The following is a 21992-nucleotide window of genomic DNA, read 5'->3' as shown; positions in this document are numbered from 1 at the left end:
GTGGCGGCTGGCGCCGGCGCGGGGGACGGGCGAGATTGCGCCGCCCCATGCTCTTCACCCTCGCGCACCTGTCCGACCTGCACCTGCCTGTACCCTCCGGCGCGATCCGCCCGCTCGGGCAGCTCGCTGGGAAGCGCTTGCTCGCCTATCTCGCCTGGCGGCGCAAGCGGCGCCGCGCGGTGCCGGCCGGCGCTCTCCTGGCCGACGTGGCGGCGGCGGCGCCGGATCACGTGGCGGTCACGGGGGACCTGACCAACCTCGCGCTACCCGGCGAGTTCGCCGCGGCGCGGGACCTACTGGCGGCGCTCGGCCCGCCGGATGGGGTGACGGTGGTGCCGGGGAACCATGACGCCACAGCGGCCGTGCCCTGGGCGCGCGGGATCGGGCTCTGGGAGCCCTGGATGGCGGAGGCGGCGGGCGACGGCCCCTTCCCCTTCCTGCGGCGGCGCGGGCCGGTGGCGCTGATCGGCCTGTCCTCGGCGGTGCCCACCTTGCCCGGCTCGGCGGCGGGGCGGCTGGGCCCGGCGCAACTGGCCGCGCTGCCGGCGCTGCTGGACGCGGCGCGGCAGGACGGGCTGTTCCGCATCGTTCTGATCCACCACCCGCCCCTGCGCGGCCCCGGCGGGCGGCGGAAGGCCCTGTCGGACGCGCCGGCGCTGCGCGGCGTGCTGGCGCGGCACGGGGCCGAACTGGTGCTGCACGGCCACCACCACCGGCCGATGCGGGGGGAAATCCCCGGGCCCGCCGGGCCCATCCCGGTGCTGGGGCCGCCCCAGGCGCTCGCGGCCGGGAATGGCGGGCCGCCCGGCTGGCAGCTCCTGCGGATCGGGCAGGAGGGGCAGGACTGGCGGGTGGAGGTGGAACTGCGCGTTCAGGAGGCGGGCGGTGGCTTCCGGGCCGGCCCCCCGGCCATTCTGCGGGTCAGTAGCGCAGGCGGATCGTCATCCTCGACTCGCCGGGTGGTACCGTGAAGCGGACCGCGTCGAAGGAGGGCAGGCCGGTGACGGTCGGGGCATCGTTGGAGAAGCCGTAGCCCTCCGCCGGCATGCCGATCAGGGTGCGGTTGAAGTCGTGGTCGTCATTCTCATCGTGATACACGGCTATGGCGTAGGTGCCGGGGGCGGCCAGGGCGAAGCAGGCCTCGGCGGAGGTCGTCCGGAGGGGGATCCGCTGCCGCACCAGGTAGGCGCGGCTGGCCAGGAAGCGCTCCGGCCGCGGCCCGTAGATCGTGATCGTGGCGTTGCCCGCGGCGCGGCGGGCGCCGGTGACGGTGACATGGAGCCGCTGCCCCTGCGGAGCATCGGGCGCCGTGCAGGCGGTCACGCGCGGGCCGTCTTCCGGCGCCGCGGCGGCGGGCGGCGCAAGGACCAGCGCGGCGAGCGCCAGGACAGCCGATTGGCACCACGGCGCGCGTGAACCTATAGTCCGCCGCGCCACGAGACGCCCCCTTCCAGGCCGCGCGAGTTTCCCCATGCCCAGTGCTTCACCGACTGCCGCACCGAATGCCACGATGACCAAGTTCGGCTACCCCGCCACGCTGATCGGTGAGACCGGCCACTGGAGCGTGCTGCTGCGGCCGCAGCAGGTCACGCTCGGCGCCCTCGTCCTCGTCCTTCGGGAGGAGGTGGGTGCCTTCGGCGCGGCCAGCCCCGCCGCCTTCGCCGACCTGCACGCCGCCGTGTCCCGCATCGAGCCGATCCTGCGGGACTTCGTTGGCTATGAGAAGATCAACTATCTCATGCTGATGATGGTGGACCCGGACGTCCACTTCCACGTCATTCCCCGCTACGAGGGGAAGCGGACGCATCTCGGCCAGGACTTCCCGGACGCGGGCTGGCCCGGGCCGCCGGCACTCGGGCAGGCGGTCGAGCCGGAGGAGCCGGTGCGGCAGGACCTGCTGCGCCGCCTTCGGGATGCTTGGGCCGCAACGCCGGCTTGATCGGCTGACGCTGGGGCAGCGGGAGATGAGCCCTCGGGCCGGGGCCAGGGCCGGGGAGAGGCCGCCGGCGGGAAGCGGGCTGGTCAGCCGCTACATGCTGCGGCTGCTCGCGCGGCCGCTGGCGGGCACGCTGCTGCTCGTGCTGCCGGCCCTCTTGCTGGAGCGGCTGCTGCGGCTCTTCGACCTGCTGGCGGGATCGGGCAGCCCGGCCAGCTCCATCGCGCAGCTGCTACTCTACCTCATTCCCCATTACCTCGGGCTGGCCTTGCCGGCGGCGCTGTTCCTCGCGGTCTACGCTGTGATCTCCCGGCTCAGCCAGGACCACGAGCTGGACGCGCTGCAGGCCTCCGGCATCTCGCTCGCGCGGCTGGCGCGGCCCTTCCTGGCCGTGGGCCTGGCCTGCGCTGTTCTCGGGATCGGGCTCTACGGCTACGTGCAGCCGATCAGCCGCTATGCCTACCGGGCGGCGCTGCACGCGCTGACCGAGGCGGGGTGGAATGCCACCGTGGTGCCAGGCGAGTTCGCCCAGATCGGCCGCCGCCTCACCGTCTATGTCGAGCGGCGCGATCCGGAGACGGGGCTGCTGCACGGCATCCTCCTGCACCAGCGGCAGGACGACGGGACGGAGGTGCTGACCACGGCCGCGACCGGGATGATGGTGCTGGACACCGCAGCGAGCGAGCTGCTGCTGGAGCTGCAGGACGGGCGGCAGGTGACGCTGGACCCGAAGGGCCATGCCTCCACGCTGAACTTCGCCTCCTCCGGCCAGTCTCGGCCCTTCGTGCGGCGCCTGCCGATCTTCCGCCTGCGCGGCGCCGACGAGCGGGAGATGACGATAGACGAGCTCTGGACAGGGCTGGGCCGGCCGGACTTCCCGGTGCAGGCGCGCCGCATGACCGGGGAGCTGCACGGACGGCTGGCCCGCGCGGCATCCCTTGTCCTGCTGCCGCTGCTGGCGGTGCCGATGGGGCTGGCCGCCAAGCGGTCGCGCCGCTCCGTCGCGATCCTGCTGGGGGCGGTGATCCTGGTGGTCTATCAGCAAGCGCTTCAGCTCGTGGAATCCCTTGGCGACGTGGGAAGGATCGACCCGCGGCCGGCGACGTGGCTGCTCTTCCTCCTCTTCGCCGCCTTCGTCCTCGCGGTCTTCCGGCACAGCAACCTGCACCCGGAGGAAGGCGCCTTCGACGGCGCGCTGGAGTGGCTGGACAGGGCCGCGGGCCGGATCGGGGCCCTGCTGGTCCGGCTGGCGCCCCGCCGGGCGGGAACAGCCCAGTGAGGCCCCGAGTGAGCAGCCCAGTGAGGAGCCGATCGAGCGGCCGAGCGAGGAAGCCGGCGAGAGATCCGTCGAGGTTATCCCGCTGATGCCGCTGGTGCTCGCGCGCTATCTGACGGGGATCTTCCTCGGCCGGGCAGCGATGGTGTTGCTGGGCCTTGCCGCCCTGCTGCAGCTGCTGGACCTGCTGGACAAGGCGGGGGACGTGCTCGCCCGCGGGGGAGTGTGGGACATCGGGCGCTACGCCCTGCTGCGCCTCCCCTCCACCCTCGGGCAGCTCGTGCCGCTTGCGGTGCTGGTCGGGGCCATCCTGACCTTCCGGCGCCTCGCGGCTTCGCTGGAGATCACGGCCATGCGGGCCTCCGGCATCGGCATGGGGCGGGTCATGGTGGCGCTGGCGCCTGCCTGCTTGCTCGCCGGCCTCCTCCAGCTCGGCCTCCAATCGGGGCTCGCGCCGCGGACGGAGCGCGCCCTCTCCGACTGGTGGAACCACCGCGAGGTGCAGGACCAGCCGCTAGCACTGCGGCGCCGGATGTGGCTGCGCAGCGGGCCGGACATCCTAGCGGCGGACGCGGTCTCGCCGGATGGCACGGCACTTTCCGGCGTGCTGCTGGTGCGGCGGGACACGATCGGGCGGGTCGCCCTCCGCATTGCGGCCGAGGAAGCGCGGCACGGGGCGGAGGGCTGGCGACTGACGGGCGCGCGGGTGCTGCACCTGGGCGCGGCGCGGGAGGTGGCGTCCCCGGACGTCACCTGGCCAGAGGGTCCCTCGCCCGATGCCATGCGAAGCCTGGCGCGCCCCTCCGAGGCGCAGGGCCTGCAGGACCTGCTGCGCGGCGAGCGCGGCGAGGGGCCGGTCACGCGCGGCCCCGCCTACTTCGCCACGCGACTCCACGCGGTAGCGGCTGCGGCGCTGGCGCCCTTCCTCATGCTGCTGCTGGCAGCACCCTCGGCCTTCGGCCTTCCCCGCCAGCGGGGCGGCGGCTGGCGGGCGGCGGTTGGCTTGGCGCTGGGGCTCGGCTATCTCGTCGCCCAGGGCCTTTTCCTCGCGATCGGCGAGGCAGGCGGGTTCGGCCCCTTGCCGGCGGCCTGGTCCATGCTGCCCTGCTTCGCCATAGCCGGCCTGCTGCGCCTCTGGCGCGAGGAAGCCTGAAAGGACCATCCCGGTTCCGGCCGGGCGAGGAGTGGATCGGATGGATGGTGCCTGGAGAGCTGGTCGGAGCTTCGACTCCCGGCCGATCCCCGTGCGGCGGCAGGGCGCCGCCGATGCGGCGCAGGCGGCGGTCCGTCTCTTCCTCTCCGGCGTGGCCGCATGAGCGCGCTCTCCCCCGTCGAGCTCGTCCCTGTTGCGGACCGCAGGGGGATTGAGCGGTTCATCCGCCTGCCGAACGCGCTGATGCGCGGCGATCCGGCCTGGGTGCCCCCCCTGCTGCTGGAACGGCGGGAGGCGCTCTCCCCCGCCAAGAACCCCTGGTTCCGCCACGCGGAGGCGGCGTTCTGGATCGCGCAGCGCGACGGCCGCGACGTCGGCCGCATCAGCGCGCAGGACGATCGGCTGGTGCCAGAGGTGGAGGGCGGGCGCCCCGCGCATTTCGGCCTGCTGGCGGCGGAGGACGACCCGGAGGTCTTCGCGGCGCTGCTGGGCACGGCAGAGGGATGGGCGCGCGGGCGCGGGCGGAAGCAGCTGCTCGGCCCTTTCAGCCTCTCCATCAATGACCAGACGGGGCTGCTCGTCTCGGGCTTCGACACGCCGCCCATGATGATGATGCCTCACGACCCGCCCTATGCGGGCGCGCAGCTGGAAGCATTGGGCTACGCCAAGGCGCGGGACGTCCTCGCCTACATCAGCGACGTGACGGAGGCACTTCCGCCCGCCGCCGCGCGGGTGGTGTCGCGCGGGCTCCCCGCCGGGGTCTCGCTGCGCCCCATGCGCCGCGCGGCGCTGGCGCAGGAAGTCGAGGCGCTGATCGGCATCTTCAACGAGGCCTGGGCAGGCAACTGGGGCTTCACCCCCTTCACGGCGGAGGAGGTGGCGCACCTGGCCTCCGAGCTGAAGCCGCTGCTGGACGAGAGGCTGGTCTGGTTCGCCGAGATGGGCGGGCGCCCCGTGGCCTTCGCCGTGTGCCTCCCCAACCTGAACGAGGCGATCCGCGACCTGGGCGGCCGGCTGCTTCCCTTCGGCTGGGCAAAGCTGCTGTGGCGGCTGAAAGTCTCTGGCGTCACCACCGCGCGCGTGCCGCTGATGGGGGTGAGGCCGGGGCTGCAGGCCGGGCTGCTCGGGCGCGTGCTGCCGCTGTTCCTCGTGGAGGCGCTGCGGCGCGAGGCGCGGGCCATGGGGATCCGGCAGGTGGAGATGTCCTGGGTGCTGGAGGACAACCGGCCCATGCGGAACCTTGCCGAGGCGCTGGGCGCGCGGGCCTACAAGACCTATCGCGTGTACGGGAAGTCGCTGTGACTGACGTGACGGCACTGGTGCTGGCGGGGCAGCGGCGCGGCACGGACCCGATGGCCGCGGCGGCCGGCGTCTCGCACAAGGCGCTGCTGCCCGTTGCCGGCGTGCCCATGCTGCTGCGGGTCCTGGCGGCGCTGCGGGGCGCGCCGGGCATCGGGCGGGTGGTCGTCTCCATCGAGGAGCCCGGGCGCGCGCTGGCGGGGCTTGCTGGGCTGGACGGCGTGATCCTGCGCCCCTCCGCATCGAGCCCTGCCCGCAGCGCGGCGGCGGTGTTCGAGGAGTTCGGGGCGCCGCTGCTCGTCACCACGGCCGACCACGCGCTGCTGACGCCCGACATGGTGGAGCACGTTCTGCGGGCGGCGCCGCCCGGCGCCTCCGCCGTCGCGGCCCTCGCGCGGCGTGAGAGGATCCTGGCCGAGTTTCCGGACACGCGGCGCACCTGGCTGCGCTTCCGCGACGGCGCCTTCAGCGGGTGCAACCTGTTCCTTCTCGCGCGGCCGGAAGCGGCGCGCGTGCTGGAGTTCTGGCAGAGGCTGGAGGCGCAGCGGAAGCGGCCCCTGACGATGGCACGGATGCTTGGCCTGGGACCGCTGCTCTCCTATGCGCTGGGCCGGATGACGCTGCGGGGCGGGCTCGATGCGCTGGGCGCGCGCTGCCGCGCGCCGGTCGCGGTCGTCGAGATGCCGTTCGGTGCGGCCGCCGTGGACGTGGACAAGCCGGACGACCTGGTCCTGGTTGAGGCACGGCTGAGCGCTGGTCGTGACCCGCGGGATGAAAGAGGGTAGCTTCGGGCTGAAGGCTCCTGGGCCGGCCTGGCGTTCGGCCATCCTAACCGGCAATCGGAAATCCGGTGTCGCCCATCATCCCTGCAGCGGCGACCCAGCCAACCCGCAAGATCATCCACGTGGACATGGACGCCTTCTACGCGTCCGTCGAGCAGCGCGACGACCCGGCGCTGCGGGGCCGGCCGCTGGCCGTAGGCGGCTCGCGCGAGCGCGGCGTGGTGGCGGCTGCCAGCTACGAGGCCCGGGCCTTCGGCGTGCGCTCGGCCATGCCGTCGCGCACGGCGGCCCGCCTCTGCCCGGGGCTCGTCTTCGTGCCGCCGCGCTTCGAGCGCTACCGCGAGGTCTCCGCCACCATCCGCGAGGTCTTCCTGGACCACACGCCGCTTGTGGAGCCGCTCTCGCTCGACGAGGCCTATCTCGACGTGACCGAGAACCGCCACGGCCTGCCCACGGCAACCGCCGTCGCCCGCGCGATCCGCGCCGAGATCCGCGCCCGCACGGGGCTCACCGCCTCGGCCGGGGTCTCCTACAACAAGTTCCTCGCCAAGATGGCGAGCGACATGCGCAAGCCAGATGGCCTCTTCGTCCTCACGCCCGATCAGGGCCCCGCCTTCGTTGAGGCGCTAGCGGTGTCCCGCTTCCACGGGGTCGGTCCCGCGACGGCGGCGCGGATGGAAGCCTTGGGCATCCGCACGGGGCGCGACCTGCGCGAGCGGAGCCTCGCCTTCCTCACGGAGCACTTCGGCAAGGCCGGCGCCCACTTCCACGCTATCGCGCGCGGGATAGACGAGCGGCCGGTCGTGCCCGACCGGCCGCGCAAGTCCTCCGGCTCCGAAACGACCTACGATCGCGACCTCGCCACGCCCGGGGAGGTGGAGGCGGGCCTCCTGGCACTCGCCGACGAGGTCTGGGAGTGGTGCGAGCGCACCGGCAGCTTCGGCCGCTCGGTGACGATCAAGGTCCGGTACAGCGACTTCCGCCAGATCACCCGGAGCCGCACCCTGCCCTCGCCCATTGTCGGCAACGCCGAGCTGCGACAGATGGCGCTTGCGCTCCTGCGCGGCACCTTCCCGCTGCCCAGGCCGGTGCGGCTGCTGGGAGTTACCGTCTCCGGCTTCGAGGCGGGAACGGAGCCTCCGGCGCAGCCAAGCCTGGACCTGGGCTGAGCATCGCGGGCCGTAGCGGCAGCCGGGACCTTCTCCTGGTCGAGCGACCGTTCGAGAACCTTCATTATTCCGGGCGGCGTGACAGCGATCATCAGCGCGCGCGGGACGCGCCCGGCTTCGCCCACGCAGATCCCAAGGGCATCAGGTGCGCGGGCAGGTCTGATCCTGCCCACACATGTGGAAGCGGCCGTTCCCGGGGATGCTAAGATTGACCGGCGTCAGTCTCTTCGCGACGATCCCCGCAACGCCCACGGGAGGGAACGGTGCAGGACGGCGGCCGGCTGGTGCGACCGGGATGAGCGAGGTAGCGGACGCAAGCACGTCGCCTGACGCCTCTTCGTTACGAATGTCGTCGGATCCACCCGGGCGCGAGCTGCGCAACGCGCTCTCCTGGCAGCACTGGAGATGATCCGGCAGCCAGGGCCGGCAGCGCGGCCGGAGACGGACACAACAGCCAGGAGAGGCGCTTGACCCCCCACCACTTCCGCGTCGGCTACCTGGAGCGGCCGATGAACGAGGCCTTCCTGACGAGAGCCGCCGAGTTCCCGGCCCTGGACATCCGGCGCATCGGACTGGACCAGCCGGAAGCGGCCATCGCCGCCGCACTGGCGGAGTGCCACGGCTACTACGCCTGGGCGGCCCGGCACGAGCTGCCCCTGCCCTGGCACGTGACCCCGGCGCTGCTGGCGCGGCTTCCGCGCCTGCTCGTCGTTGCCAGCTATGGTGCGGGCTATGACACGATCGACGTCGATGCCTGCACCGCCGCGGGCGTCGCGGTGGTGAACCAGGCCGGCGGCAACGCGGAGGGCGTGGCCGAGCACGCCCTGGGCATGATGCTCCTGCTGCTCAAGCGCGTGCCCGAGGCGCAGGCCGCGATGCGGGCGGGGACGGTGCGGGACCGGAACGCGTTGATGGGGCGGGAGCTGGCCGGCCGCACGGTCGGGCTGGTCGGGCTCGGCCATGTCGGGACGCGCATGGCGGCGCTGCTGAACGTCTTCGGCTGCCGCGTGCTGGCGGTGGACCCCGCGCTGGACGCAGCGACGATCGCGGCCCGGGGCGCGACGAAGGTGGAGATGCCGGTGCTGCTCGCCTCCTCCGACATCGTCTCCCTGCACTGCCCGTTGACGGCGCAGACGCGCGGGATGATCGGCGCGGAGGCAATCGGGCGCATGCGGCCCGGCGCGTTTCTCGTCACGACCGCCCGCGGCTTCATCCTGGACGAAGCGGCCCTTCTCGCGGCCCTGCGGGAGGGCCGCCTGGGCGGCGCGGGGCTGGATGTGTGGGAGGAGGAACCCCCTCCGGCCTCGCACCCGCTGCTGGCGCACCCGGCGGTGCTCGCCTCGCCCCACACGGCCGGGGTAACGGCGGAGAGCCGCGCGCGGGTGGCCAGCATGGCAGCCGAGGCGTTCGCCGCCGCCGTCCACGACCTTCCGCCGCGGCTGGTGAACCCCGAGGTCACGGACCGCTTCCTGGCGCGGCGCCGTGCCCTGCTGGACGTGGCGGCATGACCGGGAAGCGGGAGGAGGCGTGGTGATGCGTCGTGACGCGGCCCACCCCGCCACGCTCCTCCTGCCCACCTGAACCGCGGGTATCGGAGACGCCGCGCCACAGGATCGCCGGCACGACCGGTGACGATGGTGCTGCCCTACGCCATCGCCGGCACGCGCCACCGCACGTCACCGGACCAGGAGGAGGAACAGGCGATTGAGCAGCTGCAAGATATCCGGCTCCGCGTGCTCCATCACGGCGACGCCTTCCAGATCTCGGCGGCACCTGACCGGCTACCTTGCCGGATATGACCGGTATTGTGGCCGGCAGGGTCAACAAAATCCGGAACTTGCGTGAGATGGTTCTCCGTATGTGGACGGGCCAATGCCGCGGACCCTTGGACGTCGGCGGAGTGCTGCCGGCCTGGGGCCCGAACAGGTGCGCAGGCTGCAGGAGGACCGTGAATCCTGACCCTCGCGCCGCTAGCCGCCATCCTGCGAACGTCGTGCGAGGCGGCGTTGGATCGGGCGGTGCCGGTCAGCGCCCCTGCCACCGAGGCGCGCGACGCTCCGCGAAGGCAGCCGCTCCTTCCCGCGCATCCTCCGAGGCGAGGAGCGGGTCCGTGATCGCCGCCTGCCGCTCGAACATCCCGCCGGTCGGCCAGTCGGCCTGCTCCACGAGCACGCGCTTGCTGGCGGCGACCGAGAGCGGCCCGTTGTCGATGATCCGGCGCGCCAGGCGCAGCGCCTCCTCCAGGGCCGCGCCGGGCTCGGCCAGCACGTTCACCAGCCCGTAGCGCTCCAGACGCTCCGCGCCGATGGTGTCGCCGGTCAGCGCCAGCTCCATCGCGATACGGGGCGGGACCAGGCGCGGCAGGCGCAGCAGCCCGCCGCCAGCCGCGGCCAGGCCGCGCTTCGCCTCGGGCAGGCCGAAGCGCGCGTCCCGCGCCGCCACCAGCAGGTCGCAGGCCAGCACGGCCTCGAAGCCGCCGGCCAGCGCGTATCCCTCCACCGCCGCGATCAGCGGCTTGCGCGGTGGGGTCATGCAGATGCCCAGCAGGCCGCGCCCTTCGATCCGCGCCACTTCCCCGCGAAGGAAGGCCTTCAGGTCCATCCCCGCGCAGAAGGTGCCGCCGGCGCCGGTGAGGATGCCGACGCGCAGCTCGTCCCGCGCGTCCAGTTCGTCCACCGCGGCGCAGACGCCGAGTGAGACGGCGCGGTTGATCGCGTTGCGCTGGCCCGGGCGATTGATCGTGATGACGGCGATGCCGTCCTCGTGCTCGACCAGGACCTCGTCGCTCATCGCGCCTCTCCCGGTGGAACAGGGCCGCGCAAGCCGCTGCTACAGGCTGACACCGCCATCCACCGCGATCTCCGCGCCCGTGATGTAGGCGCCACGGCGGGAGAGGAGGAACACCACCATCTCCGCAACCTCCTCCGGGCCGCCCATGCGGCCCAGCGGCACCTTGGCGAGGCGCTGGCGCATCTGCTCCTCCGTCCGGAAGGCAATCATCGGCGTGTCGATCGGGCCGGGATGCAGAGAGTTCACTCGGATGCCGTGCGGGCCGAGATCCATCGCCGCCGACTTCGTCATGCCCCGCACCGCCCATTTCGTCGCGCTGTAGGCGAAGGAGCCGGGCGAGCCGCGCAGCCCGGCGGAGGAGGAGAGATTGACGATGGAGCCGCCGCCCCCCGCCTTCATCGCCGGCACCACCGCGCGCATCCCGAGAAAGCAGCCGAGCTGGTTCACGCGCAGGTGCCGCTCGAACATCTCAACCGGCGTGTCCATCAGCGGCTGCGGCACGTAGATGGCGGCGTTGTTGACGAGGCCGGAGACCTGGCCGAGCGAGGAGGCGAACTCCACTGCCGCCGCCCAGTCCGCCTCCACCGAGACATCGAGATGCCGGTAGCGGCAGCGCGGGCCGAGCTCGTCGGCGAGCGCCTCGCCCGCCTCGTCCAGGATGTCTCCGATCACCACGGTCGCGCCCTCTGCCACGGCCAGCCGCGCTTCGGCCGCACCCATGCCGCGCGCTCCGCCGGTGACGACGATCACCTCGCCGTCGAACAGCGGCGTGCCCCTGCCCCGCATATCGGTCTCGCGGTCAGTCTGCACGGCCCCCCTCCTCGCAACCTGCCCGCCCACCGCCTTCTCGCGGCTTGACTCTTTACCGATCGTTCGGTTGGGTGATCGCATGCGAGCCGGAACGGCGCAAGTGGCACTGTCCCTGCGCCGCCTCTCCGGTCCCCCCGCGGGAGGAACGACATGAACGGCGCAGCAAGCTCCGTCTCCGATGCCGCCAGGGCCGGGGCGCCAAGCCTTCCCGCCTTCCGCGAGGTCACGCGCGGCCTGCGCTTCCCGGAGGGACCTGTCGCGCTGCAGGACGGAAGCGTCCTCGTCGTGGAGCTCGCCTCCGGCAACCTCCTCCGCGTCGCGCCCGATGGCGGGAAGAGCGTCGTCGCCCATCTCGGCGGCGCGCCGAACGGTGCCGCCATCGGGCCGGACGGCCGCTGCTACATCTGCAACAACGGCGGCGCCGCCTGGATCGAGGACGAGCGGGGCCTGCACCCGAACGGCCCCGCCCCGGACTACGCGGGCGGCCGCATCCAGCGCGTGGACCTCGGCACCGGCGCGGCGGAGACGCTCTTCACCGAGTGCGACGGCATCATGCTGAAGGCGCCGAACGACCTCGTCTTTGACGCGGCCGGCGGCTTCTGGTTCACCGATTACGGCAAGGCCCGCGCGCGCGACATGGACCGCACCGGCGTCCTCTACGCCGATGCCGGCGGCGGGCTGACGGAGGTGCTCTTCCCCATGGAGAAGCCGAACGGCATCGGCCTCTCCCCCGACGACCGCACCCTCTACGTCGCCGAGACGGTCACGGCACGCCTCTGGGCCTTCGACCTCGATGGCCCCGGCCGCATCGCGCGGCGCGACACCCCGAATGGCGGGCGGCTGCTCGCCACCCTGCCCGGCGCCTGCGGCATCGACAGCCTCGCGGTGGATTCGGCGGGCAACATCTGCCTCGCCACCATTTTCGAGCCGTCCATCACCGTCGTCTCGCCCTCGGGCGAGATCCTGCGCCGCCTGCCCATGCCGGACCGCTTCACCACCAACATCGCCTTCGGCGGCCCGGATCTGCGCACGGCCTACGTCACGCAGAGCCTGACGGGGCGGCTCCTCGCGCTGGAATGGCCGGTTCCCGGCCTGGGGCTGCACTGGCTGAACCGCTGAGCCGCAACCGGTCGGCGCATTTCGGGGGAGGAAGCACGATGAGAGCCACAATCACCAGGCGCGCAGCCCTGGCGGCATCCCTGGCCCTGCCGGGCGCACTGGCCGCGCCGCGAATCGCCCGGGCGGAAACGGTGGTGCGCCTGGGCGTGCTGACCGACATCTCCGGCCCCTACTCCGCCAATACGGGCGAGGGCTCCGTCGTCTCCGCCCGCATCGCCGCGGAGGAGTTCCGGCGCGGCAATCCCGGCATCGCGGTCGAGGTCGTCCAGGGCGACTTCCAGAGCAAGCCCGACATCGGCTCCACCATCGCCCGGCAATGGTTCGACCGCGACGGCGTTCACGCCATCCTCGACGTGCCCTCCTCCGCCCTCGCGCTCGTCATCGCCGACCTGGCGCGGGAGAGGGACCGGATCGCCCTGCTGACCGGGCCGGGCCTCACCGACCTCACCGGCAAGGCCTGCGGCCCCAACCACGCGCACTGGACCTTCGACAACTGGTCCTTCGCCGCGGGCACCGGCAACGCGCTGCTGGCGGAAGGCCTGGATACCTGGTTTTTCGTCGCCGCCAACTACAGCTTCGGCCAGTCCCTCACGGCCGACGCGACGGAGGTGGTGAAAGCCGGCGGCGGGCGCGTGCTCGGCAGCACCTTCGTGCCCTTCCCCGGCACCACCGACTTCGCCTCCTTCCTCGTGCAGGCGCAGGCCAGCCGCGCCAAGGTGGTCGCGCTGGCGAATTCAGGGACCGACATGGTAAACTGCGTCAAGCAGGCCCGCGAATTCGGCCTTACGCGGCGGCAGCGCTTGGCCGGCATGGCCATGCAGCTCGGCGACGTGCGCGGCGCCGGCCTGGAGGTGGCGCAGGGCATGGTCCTCACCGAGCCGTACTACTGGGACCTGAACGATGGGACGCGCGACTTCGCCGCACGCTTCGGCGAGCGCATGGGCGGCGCCAAGCCCTCCATGATCCACGCCGGCACATACTCCGCGGCCCTCCATTACCTGCGCGCCGTCGCGGCGCTGGGCCCCGAAGCTGCCCTGGCCAGCGGCCGCGCCACCCTGCGCCGCATGAAGGAGATGCCGACGGACGACGCCGCCTTCGGGCGCGGAACCCTGCGCGCGGACGGCCGCAAGATGCACGACATGTACCTGTTCGAGGTGAAGTCGCCCGCGGAATCGAGCGGGCCCTGGGACTGCTACAAGCTGCGCCGCCGCATCCCGGCCGCGGACGCCTTCCGCAGCCCGGGCGCGGGCGGTTGCCGCTTGACCTGACGTCGGGTTGTCCTTGGGCTGTCCGGACTCGCCTCGGCTCCACGGGCCGAGGCGCACCGTCAGCGAAGTTCAGTCCAGCCGATAGAAGAAGACGATGGTGAGGGGGCCAGGGAGAGGAAGAATTCCTTCTTCCTCTCCCTGGCCACGGACCACCACCGCAGAACGCAGCTCAGCGCGTCTCCGCTCGCGGCAGGAACCCTTGCAGCAGCATGTCGCAATAGCGGTCGGCAAACTCCACGGCCGCCACGGGTCCGTCCGAGCGATACCAGCGCGCCATCCAGTTGAGGGTGGAGAGCACCATCAGCGTCGCCGTGCGCACGTCGGCCATGTGCAGGCTGCCATCCGAGAGCCCTTCCGACAGGATGCCGGAGAGAAGGCGCTCGTAGCCGTCTCGCAGCTCCAGGGCGCGGCTGCGGCCCTCGGTCTCGCGCAGGCCGCGGAAGCCGAGTTGCCCAGCGATGTAGGCGTGCTCGTTCTCCTGCAGGTAGCCGGCATGGGCGCGCATGAAGCGGCGCAGGCGCTCCGGCGCGGGCGCCACACCCTCGATCGCGGCCCGAGCCCGTTCCGTCATGCTCGTCAGGACGGAGGTGGCGATCTCGACGTAGATCTCCTCCTTGTCCGCGAAGTGGTGGTAGAGCGTGGGCTTGGAGACGCCGACGGCCGCGGCGATGTCGCTGATGGAAGCGCCGGCATACCCCCAGAGGGCAAATTGCTCCGCCGCGTGCTCGACGATCAGCTGCCGCGTGTCGCGCTGCTCACGCTTCTGCCTGGCCATCCGGGGGCCTCCAAGTGACGGGTACCCTATAGCATTCCCAGTGGAATCGCGGGCATCAGGCCGCCAGCGCCGCGTGGACGGCGCCGTCGCCGTAATCGAATTCCACGCACAGCAGGCGCTTGGTCAGGCGCGAGGCGGGCAGCTCGTCGGTCAGGCCCATGCCGCCGTGCAGCTGGATCGCGCCCTCTGCCACTTCGCGGGCGGCGCGGCCGACATGCAGCTTGGCCAGGTGCAGCGTGCGCGCGTCCAACTCCGCCACCGAGGTCTCGGCGGCGGCCGTGACGAGGGAGACGACCAGGGCGCGCGCGGCCTCGTGCCGGGTGTAGAGGTCCACCGTGCCGTGCCGCAGCACCTGGAAGCGGGAGAGGGTCTCGCCGAACTGCACGCGGGTGGAGAGGTACTCGATCGTCTGCCCGACGAGCGCGCCCATGGCGGCGACCGCTTCCACCATCACGAGCAGTGTGCCGAGCGCCCTGGCCGATGCCGCGGCCCGTGCCACCGCTTCGCCGCGCGCGAGCAGGGCCGTGCCGGGCAGGGTCACGCCGTCGAGGAGGACATCCAGGCTCGGCCGCCCGTCCAGCCGCTCGAAGCGGCGCAGGCCCGGCCCGCCTTCGTCCAACGGAAGCAGGATCAGGCCGGAAGCCCCGTCCACGGGGGCGTGCAGCAGCGTGTGAGTGGCGCCCGGCGGGGCCTCCATGCCGATGACGGAGCCCGAGAGGCGCAGCACACCCCCCTCCGTCGCCGCGGCGGCGGCCGGCGAGCGGGGGTCGCGCATCAGCTCCGCAAAAGCCGGCGCCACCCGCCACTCGCCGCTGGCCACGAAGGGCAGCACGACCCCGCCCGCCTCCGCGGGCAGCATCGCCGGCACCACGCCGCAAGCGGCCGCCAGCGGCAATGGCAGCGCGGCGCGCCCGGCGCCGTCGAGGATGGCAACGAGGTCCTCCAGCGTGCCGCCGGCGCCCTCCTGCGCCTCCGGCACCATCACGGCGGGCCAGCCCAGCGCGGCGGCCTCTTCCCATAGCGCGTCCAGCACGGCGGCGCGGGCGGGCGCTTCTGACACGGCAGAGAGGCGGCCCTCGGCGGACGCGGCCAGGCGCGCGGCGCCCTCGAAAAGATCGCCGGGGAAGAGGGGCGGTGCGGTGAAGGGCATCGCGGTCAGTGTCCGAACAGGGTGCGGGCGAGCAGGTTCTTCTGCACCTCGTCGCTGCCGCCGTAGATCGTGCGCACGCGGCCGTAGAGGTAGTTCTGCAGCCACTCCATCCCCTCCGGCGGCGCATTGCCGTCCACGGGGCGGAAGCGGGAGACGAGGCGGTGGCCGGTGGCGTCCAGCGCGATCTCGTCCAGCCGCTGCATCAGGTTCGCGGAGGTGAGCTTGATGACGGCGGCGGTGTTGCCCAGCGGCTCGCGCCGCAGCGTCGCCTCCAGCGCGGCGTGGCCTAAGGCGCGCACGCCCGTGATCTCGGCCTCGGCCAGCAGCAGCCGGTGCTCCAGGGCGCGCCGCCGGCCCTCCTCGCCCTCCGTCGCGCCCTCCTCGATCAGCCGGCGCGTGCGGGCGAGCTGGCGCAGCAGCGGCGCGACATTGGCCCCCGCCAACCGCTCGTGGTGCAGCAGGAACTTGCCGTAGGACCAGCCCTGCCCTTCCTCCCCCACCCGGTTCTCTGCCGGCACGCGCACGCCGTCGAGGAAGACCTCGTTCACGTGCTGCCAGTTGTCGATGGTGCGGATGGGCCGGATGCTGATGCCCGGGCTGTCCAGCGGGATCAGCAGCAGCGTGATGCCCTGCTGCTTCTTCGCCTCCTGCGAGGTGCGCACGAGGGTGTACATCATGTCGGCCTCCTGCGCGTGGGAGGTCCAGGTCTTCTGGCCATCGACGACGTACTTGTCGCCCTCCCGCACGGCCCGCGTCTTCAGCGAGGCAAGGTCCGATCCCGCGCCGGGCTCCGAGTAGCCCTGGCACCACCACACGCTGCCGTCGAGGATACCGGGCAGGAAGCGGCGCTTCTGCTCCTCCGTCCCGTACTCGATCAGCACGGGGCCAAGGTGGCGCAGGCCGTGATGGTACTGCGGCGGGCAGTCGGACTCGGCCAGTGTCTCGTCGAAGATATGGCGCTGTCGCAGATCCCAGCCGGTGCCGCCGTACTCGCGCGGCCAGTTCGGCGCGCCCCAGCCATGGTCGAACAGGATACGCTGCCAGCGGCTCCAGGCATCGCGCCCCAGCTTGCCGCCGCGCGCCACCAGCGCCCGGATGTCGGCCGGGCAGCGGGTGAGGCAGAACTCCCGCACCTCCGCCCGGAAGGCGGCGTAGTCCGTACCGGCCGCGTCCACCGGTTCAGGCCCTCGGCTGCGGGCAGAGCGGCCCGGTTCGCGGGAGGTGACGGGGCATCCGGTATTCCCTGATCCTTCGCGCCGCCGGCCGTGCCGGGGCGCCTTCTATCCTTCCCGGCGACACGTCTTGCGCAACGCCGCCCGGCCGGTGCAGATTTCTTACCGAACGGTCGGTAGGAAGGTCAAGCGACCCGATCGATCCCAGAACACCGCGCGCGGGAACAGCACCCGGGAGGAAAGCCAGCCATGTCACAACCCACGAAGATCGCGCGCCGCCTGTTCCTCGCCGGCGCCGCCGCCCCGCTCCTCGCGCGCGCCGCCCGCGCGCAGCCCGGCGCGCCGCTCCGCATCGTCGTGCCTTTCACCGCCGGCGGGCTGACGGACCTCCTCGCGCGCCGTGTCGCGGACGGGATGTCGCGCAACCTTGGCGTCCCCGTGATCGTGGACAACCGCCCGGGCGCGGCCGGCATCCCCGCCATCCTCTCGCTCCGCGGCGTGCCCGCCGACGGCAACACGCTCTACATGACCTATCTCGGCCCGCACGCGGCCAATGCCAGCCTCTATGCCAGCCTGCCCTACGACCCCGTGAAGGACTTCACCCCCGTCGGCGCGGTGGCGGATTCCCCCCTCACCCTCTGCGTCACCCCGGGGATGGCGGCGCGAAACCTCGCCGAGTTGATCGCCTACGCAAAGGCGAATCCCGGCCGGCTGAACTTCGCCTCGGTTGGCAACGGCAGCCCCTCCCACCTGGCGCTGGAACTCTTCAAGCTGCAGGCTGGGGTGAACATCGTCCACGTCCCCTATCGCGGCACCGCCCAGGTGGCGCCGGACCTGCTGACGGGCGTGGTGGACGGCTACTTCGACCCCGCCGCTACCGCCACGCCCAACCTGCAATCCGGGCAGATCCGCGCTTTCGGCGTGGCCAGCGACAAGCGCCTGCCACAGTTTCCGAGCGTCCCCACCATGGCCGAGGCAGGGCTCGACTTCCGTTTCTCCACCTGGTTCGGCCTTGTCGCCGCGGGCCAGGTGCCAGCCGCGCGGCGGGACGAGTTGAACGCCGGGCTCAACCGCATCGTCGGCGCCCCGGACTTCGCGGCCTGGTGCGAAGGATTGTCCCTGCGGCCCCTTCCCGGATCGGCAGAGGATTTCCGGCGCTTCATGGCGGAGGAAACGGACCGGCTCGGCCGCGTGGTGCGGAGCGCGAATATCCGGTTGGAGTAGCGGGCGTCTCCAAATGGGGAAGAAGGAATTCTTCCCCTCTTCGGAAACCCCCATCATCTATTTCTTCGAGCTGGAATCACTTTGCTGACGTGCGCCTCGGGTCGATGAGCCGAGACGGCGGCGTCACGCCATTCCCAATTCCCGAAGCACCTCCTCCGTGTGCTGCCCCAGCGTCGGCGGCGCCCGCTCGTACTCCAGCGCCGCGCGGCGGAAGCGCAGCGGGCTGACGATCTGCGGCACGGTGCCGGAGAGGGGGTGCGGCAGGTGGCGCAGCATGCCGCGGTGCTGCACCTGCGGGTCGGCCAGCACCTGGGGCACGGTGTTGATCGGCCGGCAGGGCACGCCGGCGCGGGCCAGCGCGTCCGCCAGTTCCTGCGCGCCGCGCTCCAGGAACAGGGCGCGGAGGGTGATCAGCAGCTCCTCCAGATGGGCCAGGCGGTCGCTGTTGCGGAGGAAGCGCGGGTCGGTGCCCAGCTCCGGCCGGCCCAGCACGTCGCAGAGCTTCGCGAATTGCCCGTCATTGCCTACGGCGAGGGCCACGTGGCCGTCGGCGCAGCGGAACACGTCCTGCGGCTGGATGTTGGGGTGCTTGTTGCCGGCGCGCTGCGGCGTGCGGCCGGTCAGCAGATGGTTCATGCCCTGGTTGGCCAGCAGCGCGGTGGCGACGTCGAGCATGGAGAGGTCGATGTAGTCGCCCTCCCCCGTCCTCTCACGGTCGGCGAGGCCGGCCAGCACGGCAACGGCGGCGTAGAGACCGGTGACGAGATCGATGATCGGCACGCCCACCTTCTGCGGCCCGCCGCCCGGCAGATCGTCCCGCTCCCCGGTGACGGACATCAGGCCGCCCATGGCCTGGATGGCGAAGTCGTAGGCGGCGTCCTGCGCCCGCGGCCCGTCCTGCCCGAAGCCGGTGACGGAGCAGTAGACGAGTTGCGGCGCGAGCGGCTTCAGGTCCTCGTAGCTCAGCCCGAAGCGGGCGAGGTTGCCGACCTTGTAGTTCTCCAGCAGCACGTCCGATCGCGCCGCCAGAGCGCGGATGACCGCCTGCCCCTCCGGCTGCGTCAGGTCCACGGTGCAGGAGCGCTTGCCGCGGTTGACGGTGAGGAAGTAGCCGCTCTCGCCCGTCCTCCGGCCCTCCCGGTCCTCCAGGAAGGGCGGGCCCCAGGAACGGGAATCGTCGCCCACCTCCGGGCGCTCGATCTTGATGACGTCCGCGCCGAGATCGGCCAGGAGCTGGCCCGCCCAGGGGCCGGCGAGGATGCGGCTGAGGTCGAGCACGCGGATGTGCGAGAGGGGACCGGGCATGGCGTTCCTGCGCTGGCTTCGGTTGCGGTGCGGCCTCAGCGGCCCTGGAAGACGGGAGGGCGCTTCTCGGCGAAGGCACGCTGTGCCTCGCGCGCGTCCTCCGTCAGGGAGATCGCGGCCGTCATGTCCTGCTCGTAGCGGTAGCCGTCGCGCAGGCTCATCCCCTCGATCGTGTTCAGCGCGTGCTTTGCCATGCGGGAGGCGAGCGGGCTCTTCGCGGCGATGCTCCGCGCCACCTCCATCACCGCGGGCAGCAGCTCTTCCGTCGGCAGGCAGGCCTCGACGACGCCGAGGCGGTACAGCTCCGCCGCCGGCACGCGCCAGCCCGTCAGCATCATGCGCCGCGTGCGCGAATGGCCGAAGAGCTGCATGGCGTGCCGCCCGCCGCCGAGCAGGCCCACATCGATCTCCGGCAGCCCCACCACGGCCGCCTCCCCGGCGTAGAGGATATCGCAGGAGGCCATGAGGGCGAGCCCTGCGCCGAGCGCCGGCCCCTGCACCGCGGCGATCACGGGCTTGGCGCATTCCCGCGCGGCATGGAAGCACTCCCGCGTGCGGCGGGAATGGGCCGGCAGGTCGCCCGGCCCCATCGGCTTCTCCGCCCGCGCCTTCAGGTCCGCGCCCGCGCAGAAGACACGGCCTTCCGCGGCCAGCACGGCCACGCGCACCTCCGGCGTGTCGCTGATCCAGTCGAAGGCCGCGGTCAGCTCGTCGCTCATCGCGCGGCTCATCGCATTCACGGGCGGGTTGGCCATGGTGATGCGGGCGATGCCGTCCTGCACGTCCAGCTTGATGGTGCGGAGATCCTGCATAGGCTCCTGGTCCGTTTCCGCGGGCACGGCGGCCCTTGTTGACCGAACGATCGGTAGGCCCAATACTGCCTGGGGATGCCGCCTTGCGAAAGGCCCGGGGCCGGGAAATCCGGCGGCACCCCGAAACGTCGCGGTAACGCCCGCACAAGGGCCCGCATCAAGGGAGGGGACGCGCATGGTCCTCCGCATCGGCGCCTTGAGGCGCCGAATCCTGCTCGGCGCCGTGCTCGGCCCCTTGGCGGCGCCGGAGGCCATCCGCGCGGCGCGCGCGCAGGCCTGGCCGGCGCGGCCCCTGCGCCTCATCGTTCCCTTCGCCGCCGGCGGCACCTCCGACCTGCTGGGGCGGCTGATCGGCAGCGCGCTCGGCCCCGCCCTCGGGCAGACGGTGGTGGTGGAGAACCGGCCGGGCGGCGGCAGCACGGTCGGTGCCGCCGCCGTCGCGCAGGCGGCGCCGGATGGCTACACGCTGCTGCTGGGCACGCCCGGCGTGCAGACGACCAATCCCTTCATGATGCCCTCCCTGCCCTACGACCCCGATCAGGCCTTCACGCCGATCGTCAACGTGATGCGCACGCCGAACCTGCTGGTGGTGCACCCTTCCGTGCCCGCGAAGACGGTGGCCGAACTGATCGATCTCGCGCGCAAGCGGCCGGGTACCCTGTTCTTCGGCAGCTCCGGCGCCGGCTCCACCTCGCATCTGGCGGGAGAGCTGCTGCGCTACATGGCGAAGGTGGAGGTCGTGCATGTCCCCTTCCGCGGCACGGGCCCGGGCGTGCAGGCGCTGCTCTCGGGCGACGTGCAGATGGCGCTCGACGGGCTTCCCGCCCTGCTGCCGCATATCCGCGAGGGGCGCCTGCGTCTGCTCGCGGTGACGACGCCGCGGCGCTACGCCGGGCTGCCCGATACGCCTGCCGTGGCGGAGACCCTGCCCGGCTTCGACGCCGCGCCATTCAACTACATTTCCGGCCCCGCGAACCTGCCGCGCCCGATAGTGGACCGTGTCAACGCCGCGATGAACACGATCCTCAGGGAGGAAGGCTTCCGACGGAAGTTCGAGGAGCTGGGCTTCGAGCCGATGGGCGGCACGCCGGAGGAGCTGGCCGGCGTGATCCGCGGCGAGGCGGCCCGTTGGAAGAGCGTCATCCAGGCCGCGGGGATCCGGATCGAATGAGCACGACTGCACGACATCAGCGAATGAGCGGCCTCGACGCCGAGATCGAGGCGCTGCGGGCAGACCCCGCCTTCGCGCAGGCCTTCGAGGGCCTCGCCGACGCCTCGGCGGACGGCGTCCTGCCGCGCCGGCTGCAGGCCCTTCTTCTCGTCGCCGTCAACGGGGCGGTGACGCATCTGAACGAGGCGGCGCTCCGGGCCGCGATCCGGGATGCCCGCACCCACGGCGCCGCCGCGGCCGAGCTACGCGAGGTTCTGCAGCTTACCTCCGTCCTCGGCATCCACGCACTCTCCATCGGCGTCCCCGCGCTGCTGGACGAACTGGCGGCCGCAGGCCAGGCCTTCGACCGCGCCGCCCCGCTCACCGAGGAGCAGGCGCGGATCAAGGCGGACTTTACCGCCGGCCGGGGCCGATGGAGCGACCGATGGGAGGCGCTGCTTCGCCTGGATACGCGCTACTTCGAGGCCTATACGCGCTTCTCCTCGCACCCCTGGACGAGCGGAACGCTGGCGCCGAAGGAGCGCGAATTCGTCTACATCGCCATCGACTGCGCCACGACCCATCTGTTCGAGCCGGGCCTGCGCGTGCACATCCGCAGCGCCCTGAGTTACGGTGCCTCGGCGGCGGAGATCGTCGCGGTACTTAAATTGACGACCCTGATGGGAATCCAGACCGCAACGCTCGGCGAGCGGCTGCTTGCGGAGGAGTATGGGACGAAGCAGCCATCCTCCTGACCGATGATGTTGACCGCCGACACCTGCACCGCTGTCTGCCCGCATCG

The 21992-nt window shown here is 72.3% G+C and carries 23 protein-coding genes; 15 read left to right on the top strand and 8 right to left on the bottom strand.

What is annotated here, in order from left to right; translation table 11 throughout:
- Positions 1 to 35 precede the first annotated feature (35 nt).
- Positions 36 to 971 (top strand): metallophosphoesterase family protein, encoded by a 936-nt coding sequence (locus NRP21_RS03395; RefSeq protein ID WP_257714770.1) that lies wholly within the window; start codon positions 36 to 38, stop codon positions 969 to 971.
- Here the strand turns inward: NRP21_RS03395 and NRP21_RS03390 are convergent.
- Positions 922 to 1323, bottom strand: a complete 402-nt coding sequence (locus NRP21_RS03390; protein ID WP_257714769.1) for a DUF2141 domain-containing protein — start codon at positions 1321 to 1323, stop codon at positions 922 to 924. The genes NRP21_RS03395 and NRP21_RS03390 overlap by 50 nt on opposite strands.
- 187 nt (positions 1324 to 1510) lie before the next feature.
- Here NRP21_RS03390 and NRP21_RS03385 point away from each other — a divergent pair, with 187 nt between their 5' ends.
- The 9 genes from NRP21_RS03385 to NRP21_RS03345 all read left to right on the top strand — a co-directional run bounded on the left by NRP21_RS03385 (position 1511) and on the right by NRP21_RS03345 (position 9414).
- On the top strand, positions 1511 to 1939 hold the full coding sequence (locus tag NRP21_RS03385; protein WP_257714768.1) for an HIT family protein: 429 nt from the start codon (positions 1511 to 1513) through the stop codon (positions 1937 to 1939).
- 25 nt (positions 1940 to 1964) lie between these two features.
- Complete coding sequence (locus tag NRP21_RS03380) at positions 1965 to 3215, top strand: LptF/LptG family permease (protein ID WP_257714767.1); 1251 nt, start codon at positions 1965 to 1967, stop codon at positions 3213 to 3215.
- 85 nt (positions 3216 to 3300) lie between these two features.
- The gene (locus NRP21_RS03375; protein ID WP_257714766.1) at positions 3301 to 4365 is read left to right on the top strand and encodes an LptF/LptG family permease; all 1065 of its coding nucleotides are present in this window, start codon (positions 3301 to 3303) and stop codon (positions 4363 to 4365) included.
- A gap of 40 nt (positions 4366 to 4405) precedes the next feature.
- The gene (locus NRP21_RS03370) at positions 4406 to 4528 is read left to right on the top strand and encodes a hypothetical protein (RefSeq protein WP_257714765.1); all 123 of its coding nucleotides are present in this window, start codon (positions 4406 to 4408) and stop codon (positions 4526 to 4528) included.
- The gene (locus NRP21_RS03365) at positions 4525 to 5667 is read left to right on the top strand and encodes a GNAT family N-acetyltransferase (protein ID WP_257714764.1); all 1143 of its coding nucleotides are present in this window, start codon (positions 4525 to 4527) and stop codon (positions 5665 to 5667) included. The genes NRP21_RS03370 and NRP21_RS03365 overlap by 4 nt, the downstream gene beginning before the upstream one ends.
- Positions 5664 to 6449 (top strand): NTP transferase domain-containing protein, encoded by a 786-nt coding sequence (locus NRP21_RS03360; RefSeq protein WP_257714763.1) that lies wholly within the window; start codon positions 5664 to 5666, stop codon positions 6447 to 6449. The genes NRP21_RS03365 and NRP21_RS03360 overlap by 4 nt, the downstream gene beginning before the upstream one ends.
- A 125-nt stretch (positions 6450 to 6574) precedes the next feature.
- Positions 6575 to 7615: a DNA polymerase IV gene (gene dinB, locus NRP21_RS03355; RefSeq protein WP_408639596.1), complete on the top strand. Its 1041-nt coding sequence runs from the start codon at positions 6575 to 6577 to the stop codon at positions 7613 to 7615.
- A 467-nt stretch (positions 7616 to 8082) separates the two neighbouring features.
- The gene (locus tag NRP21_RS03350; protein WP_257714761.1) at positions 8083 to 9123 is read left to right on the top strand and encodes an NAD(P)-dependent oxidoreductase; all 1041 of its coding nucleotides are present in this window, start codon (positions 8083 to 8085) and stop codon (positions 9121 to 9123) included.
- Positions 9124 to 9249: 126 nt separating this feature from the next.
- Entirely contained in the window at positions 9250 to 9414 is a 165-nt protein-coding gene (locus NRP21_RS03345) for a hypothetical protein (RefSeq protein ID WP_257714760.1), read from the top strand.
- A 226-nt stretch (positions 9415 to 9640) separates the two neighbouring features.
- On the opposite strand, the gene NRP21_RS03340 is transcribed toward NRP21_RS03345, so the two are convergent.
- Positions 9641 to 10405, bottom strand: coding sequence for a crotonase/enoyl-CoA hydratase family protein (locus NRP21_RS03340; protein ID WP_257714759.1), 765 nt, complete (start codon positions 10403 to 10405; stop codon positions 9641 to 9643).
- A 39-nt stretch (positions 10406 to 10444) separates the two neighbouring features.
- Positions 10445 to 11215: an SDR family NAD(P)-dependent oxidoreductase gene (locus NRP21_RS03335; protein ID WP_257714758.1), complete on the bottom strand. Its 771-nt coding sequence runs from the start codon at positions 11213 to 11215 to the stop codon at positions 10445 to 10447.
- A 150-nt stretch (positions 11216 to 11365) separates the two neighbouring features.
- On the opposite strand from NRP21_RS03335, the gene NRP21_RS03330 reads away from it, so the two are divergent.
- Positions 11366 to 12334, top strand: coding sequence for an SMP-30/gluconolactonase/LRE family protein (locus tag NRP21_RS03330; protein ID WP_257714757.1), 969 nt, complete (start codon positions 11366 to 11368; stop codon positions 12332 to 12334).
- Positions 12335 to 12372: 38 nt separating this feature from the next.
- Positions 12373 to 13602: an ABC transporter substrate-binding protein gene (locus tag NRP21_RS03325; RefSeq protein ID WP_257714756.1), complete on the top strand. Its 1230-nt coding sequence runs from the start codon at positions 12373 to 12375 to the stop codon at positions 13600 to 13602.
- Positions 13603 to 13771: 169 nt separating this feature from the next.
- Here NRP21_RS03325 and NRP21_RS03320 read toward each other — a convergent pair whose 3' ends face one another.
- From NRP21_RS03320 to NRP21_RS03310, 3 genes are read right to left on the bottom strand one after another with little or no spacing between them, the layout of a single operon-like run.
- The gene (locus NRP21_RS03320) at positions 13772 to 14377 is read right to left on the bottom strand and encodes a TetR/AcrR family transcriptional regulator (protein ID WP_257714755.1); all 606 of its coding nucleotides are present in this window, start codon (positions 14375 to 14377) and stop codon (positions 13772 to 13774) included.
- A gap of 55 nt (positions 14378 to 14432) precedes the next feature.
- A complete protein-coding gene (locus NRP21_RS03315) occupies positions 14433 to 15527 on the bottom strand; it encodes an acyl-CoA dehydrogenase family protein (protein ID WP_257714754.1) in 1095 nt (364 codons plus the stop codon).
- Positions 15528 to 15532: 5 nt separating this feature from the next.
- The gene (locus NRP21_RS03310; protein WP_257714753.1) at positions 15533 to 16702 is read right to left on the bottom strand and encodes an acyl-CoA dehydrogenase family protein; all 1170 of its coding nucleotides are present in this window, start codon (positions 16700 to 16702) and stop codon (positions 15533 to 15535) included.
- A 246-nt stretch (positions 16703 to 16948) separates the two neighbouring features.
- Here NRP21_RS03310 and NRP21_RS03305 point away from each other — a divergent pair, with 246 nt between their 5' ends.
- Positions 16949 to 17923 (top strand): Bug family tripartite tricarboxylate transporter substrate binding protein, encoded by a 975-nt coding sequence (locus NRP21_RS03305; protein WP_257714752.1) that lies wholly within the window; start codon positions 16949 to 16951, stop codon positions 17921 to 17923.
- A 123-nt stretch (positions 17924 to 18046) separates the two neighbouring features.
- Here NRP21_RS03305 and NRP21_RS03300 read toward each other — a convergent pair whose 3' ends face one another.
- Positions 18047 to 19228, bottom strand: a complete 1182-nt coding sequence (locus NRP21_RS03300; protein ID WP_257714751.1) for a CaiB/BaiF CoA transferase family protein — start codon at positions 19226 to 19228, stop codon at positions 18047 to 18049.
- Between the two features lie 35 nt (positions 19229 to 19263).
- Positions 19264 to 20040: an enoyl-CoA hydratase/isomerase family protein gene (locus tag NRP21_RS03295; RefSeq protein ID WP_257714750.1), complete on the bottom strand. Its 777-nt coding sequence runs from the start codon at positions 20038 to 20040 to the stop codon at positions 19264 to 19266.
- Between the two features lie 175 nt (positions 20041 to 20215).
- Here NRP21_RS03295 and NRP21_RS03290 point away from each other — a divergent pair, with 175 nt between their 5' ends.
- Positions 20216 to 21211, top strand: a complete 996-nt coding sequence (locus NRP21_RS03290) for a Bug family tripartite tricarboxylate transporter substrate binding protein (protein ID WP_257714749.1) — start codon at positions 20216 to 20218, stop codon at positions 21209 to 21211.
- A gap of 23 nt (positions 21212 to 21234) precedes the next feature.
- The gene (locus NRP21_RS03285) at positions 21235 to 21945 is read left to right on the top strand and encodes a carboxymuconolactone decarboxylase family protein (RefSeq protein ID WP_257714748.1); all 711 of its coding nucleotides are present in this window, start codon (positions 21235 to 21237) and stop codon (positions 21943 to 21945) included.
- Positions 21946 to 21992: the final 47 nt, after the last annotated feature.

Origin of the sequence: Roseomonas populi, from assembly GCF_024594815.1 — a bacterium.
Taxonomy (GTDB): Bacteria; Pseudomonadota; Alphaproteobacteria; order Acetobacterales; family Acetobacteraceae; genus Roseomonas; species Roseomonas populi.
The sequence above is the reverse complement of the archived record's forward strand: the minus strand, read 5'-3'. Positions and strand labels throughout refer to the sequence as shown.

Bases quoted from the DNA above. Each gene is read 5' to 3' on its own strand.
- NRP21_RS03385 (WP_257714768.1), top strand. From the start codon at position 1,511: ATGACCAAGTTCGGCTACCCCGCCACGCTGATCGGTGAGACCGGCCAC.
- NRP21_RS03380 (WP_257714767.1), top strand. From the start codon at position 1,965: ATGAGCCCTCGGGCCGGGGCCAGGGCCGGGGAGAGGCCGCCGGCGGGA.
- NRP21_RS03375 (WP_257714766.1), top strand. From the start codon at position 3,301: ATGCCGCTGGTGCTCGCGCGCTATCTGACGGGGATCTTCCTCGGCCGG.
- NRP21_RS03370 (WP_257714765.1), top strand. From the start codon at position 4,406: ATGGATGGTGCCTGGAGAGCTGGTCGGAGCTTCGACTCCCGGCCGATC.
- NRP21_RS03365 (WP_257714764.1), top strand. From the start codon at position 4,525: ATGAGCGCGCTCTCCCCCGTCGAGCTCGTCCCTGTTGCGGACCGCAGG.
- dinB (WP_408639596.1), top strand. From the start codon at position 6,575: ATGGACGCCTTCTACGCGTCCGTCGAGCAGCGCGACGACCCGGCGCTG.
- NRP21_RS03345 (WP_257714760.1), top strand. From the start codon at position 9,250: ATGGTGCTGCCCTACGCCATCGCCGGCACGCGCCACCGCACGTCACCG.
- NRP21_RS03340 (WP_257714759.1), bottom strand. From the start codon at position 10,405: ATGAGCGACGAGGTCCTGGTCGAGCACGAGGACGGCATCGCCGTCATC.
- NRP21_RS03330 (WP_257714757.1), top strand. From the start codon at position 11,366: ATGAACGGCGCAGCAAGCTCCGTCTCCGATGCCGCCAGGGCCGGGGCG.
- NRP21_RS03325 (WP_257714756.1), top strand. From the start codon at position 12,373: ATGAGAGCCACAATCACCAGGCGCGCAGCCCTGGCGGCATCCCTGGCC.
- NRP21_RS03320 (WP_257714755.1), bottom strand. From the start codon at position 14,377: ATGGCCAGGCAGAAGCGTGAGCAGCGCGACACGCGGCAGCTGATCGTC.
- NRP21_RS03315 (WP_257714754.1), bottom strand. From the start codon at position 15,527: ATGCCCTTCACCGCACCGCCCCTCTTCCCCGGCGATCTTTTCGAGGGC.
- NRP21_RS03305 (WP_257714752.1), top strand. From the start codon at position 16,949: ATGTCACAACCCACGAAGATCGCGCGCCGCCTGTTCCTCGCCGGCGCC.
- NRP21_RS03300 (WP_257714751.1), bottom strand. From the start codon at position 19,228: ATGCCCGGTCCCCTCTCGCACATCCGCGTGCTCGACCTCAGCCGCATC.
- NRP21_RS03295 (WP_257714750.1), bottom strand. From the start codon at position 20,040: ATGCAGGATCTCCGCACCATCAAGCTGGACGTGCAGGACGGCATCGCC.
- NRP21_RS03290 (WP_257714749.1), top strand. From the start codon at position 20,216: ATGGTCCTCCGCATCGGCGCCTTGAGGCGCCGAATCCTGCTCGGCGCC.
- NRP21_RS03285 (WP_257714748.1), top strand. From the start codon at position 21,235: ATGAGCGGCCTCGACGCCGAGATCGAGGCGCTGCGGGCAGACCCCGCC.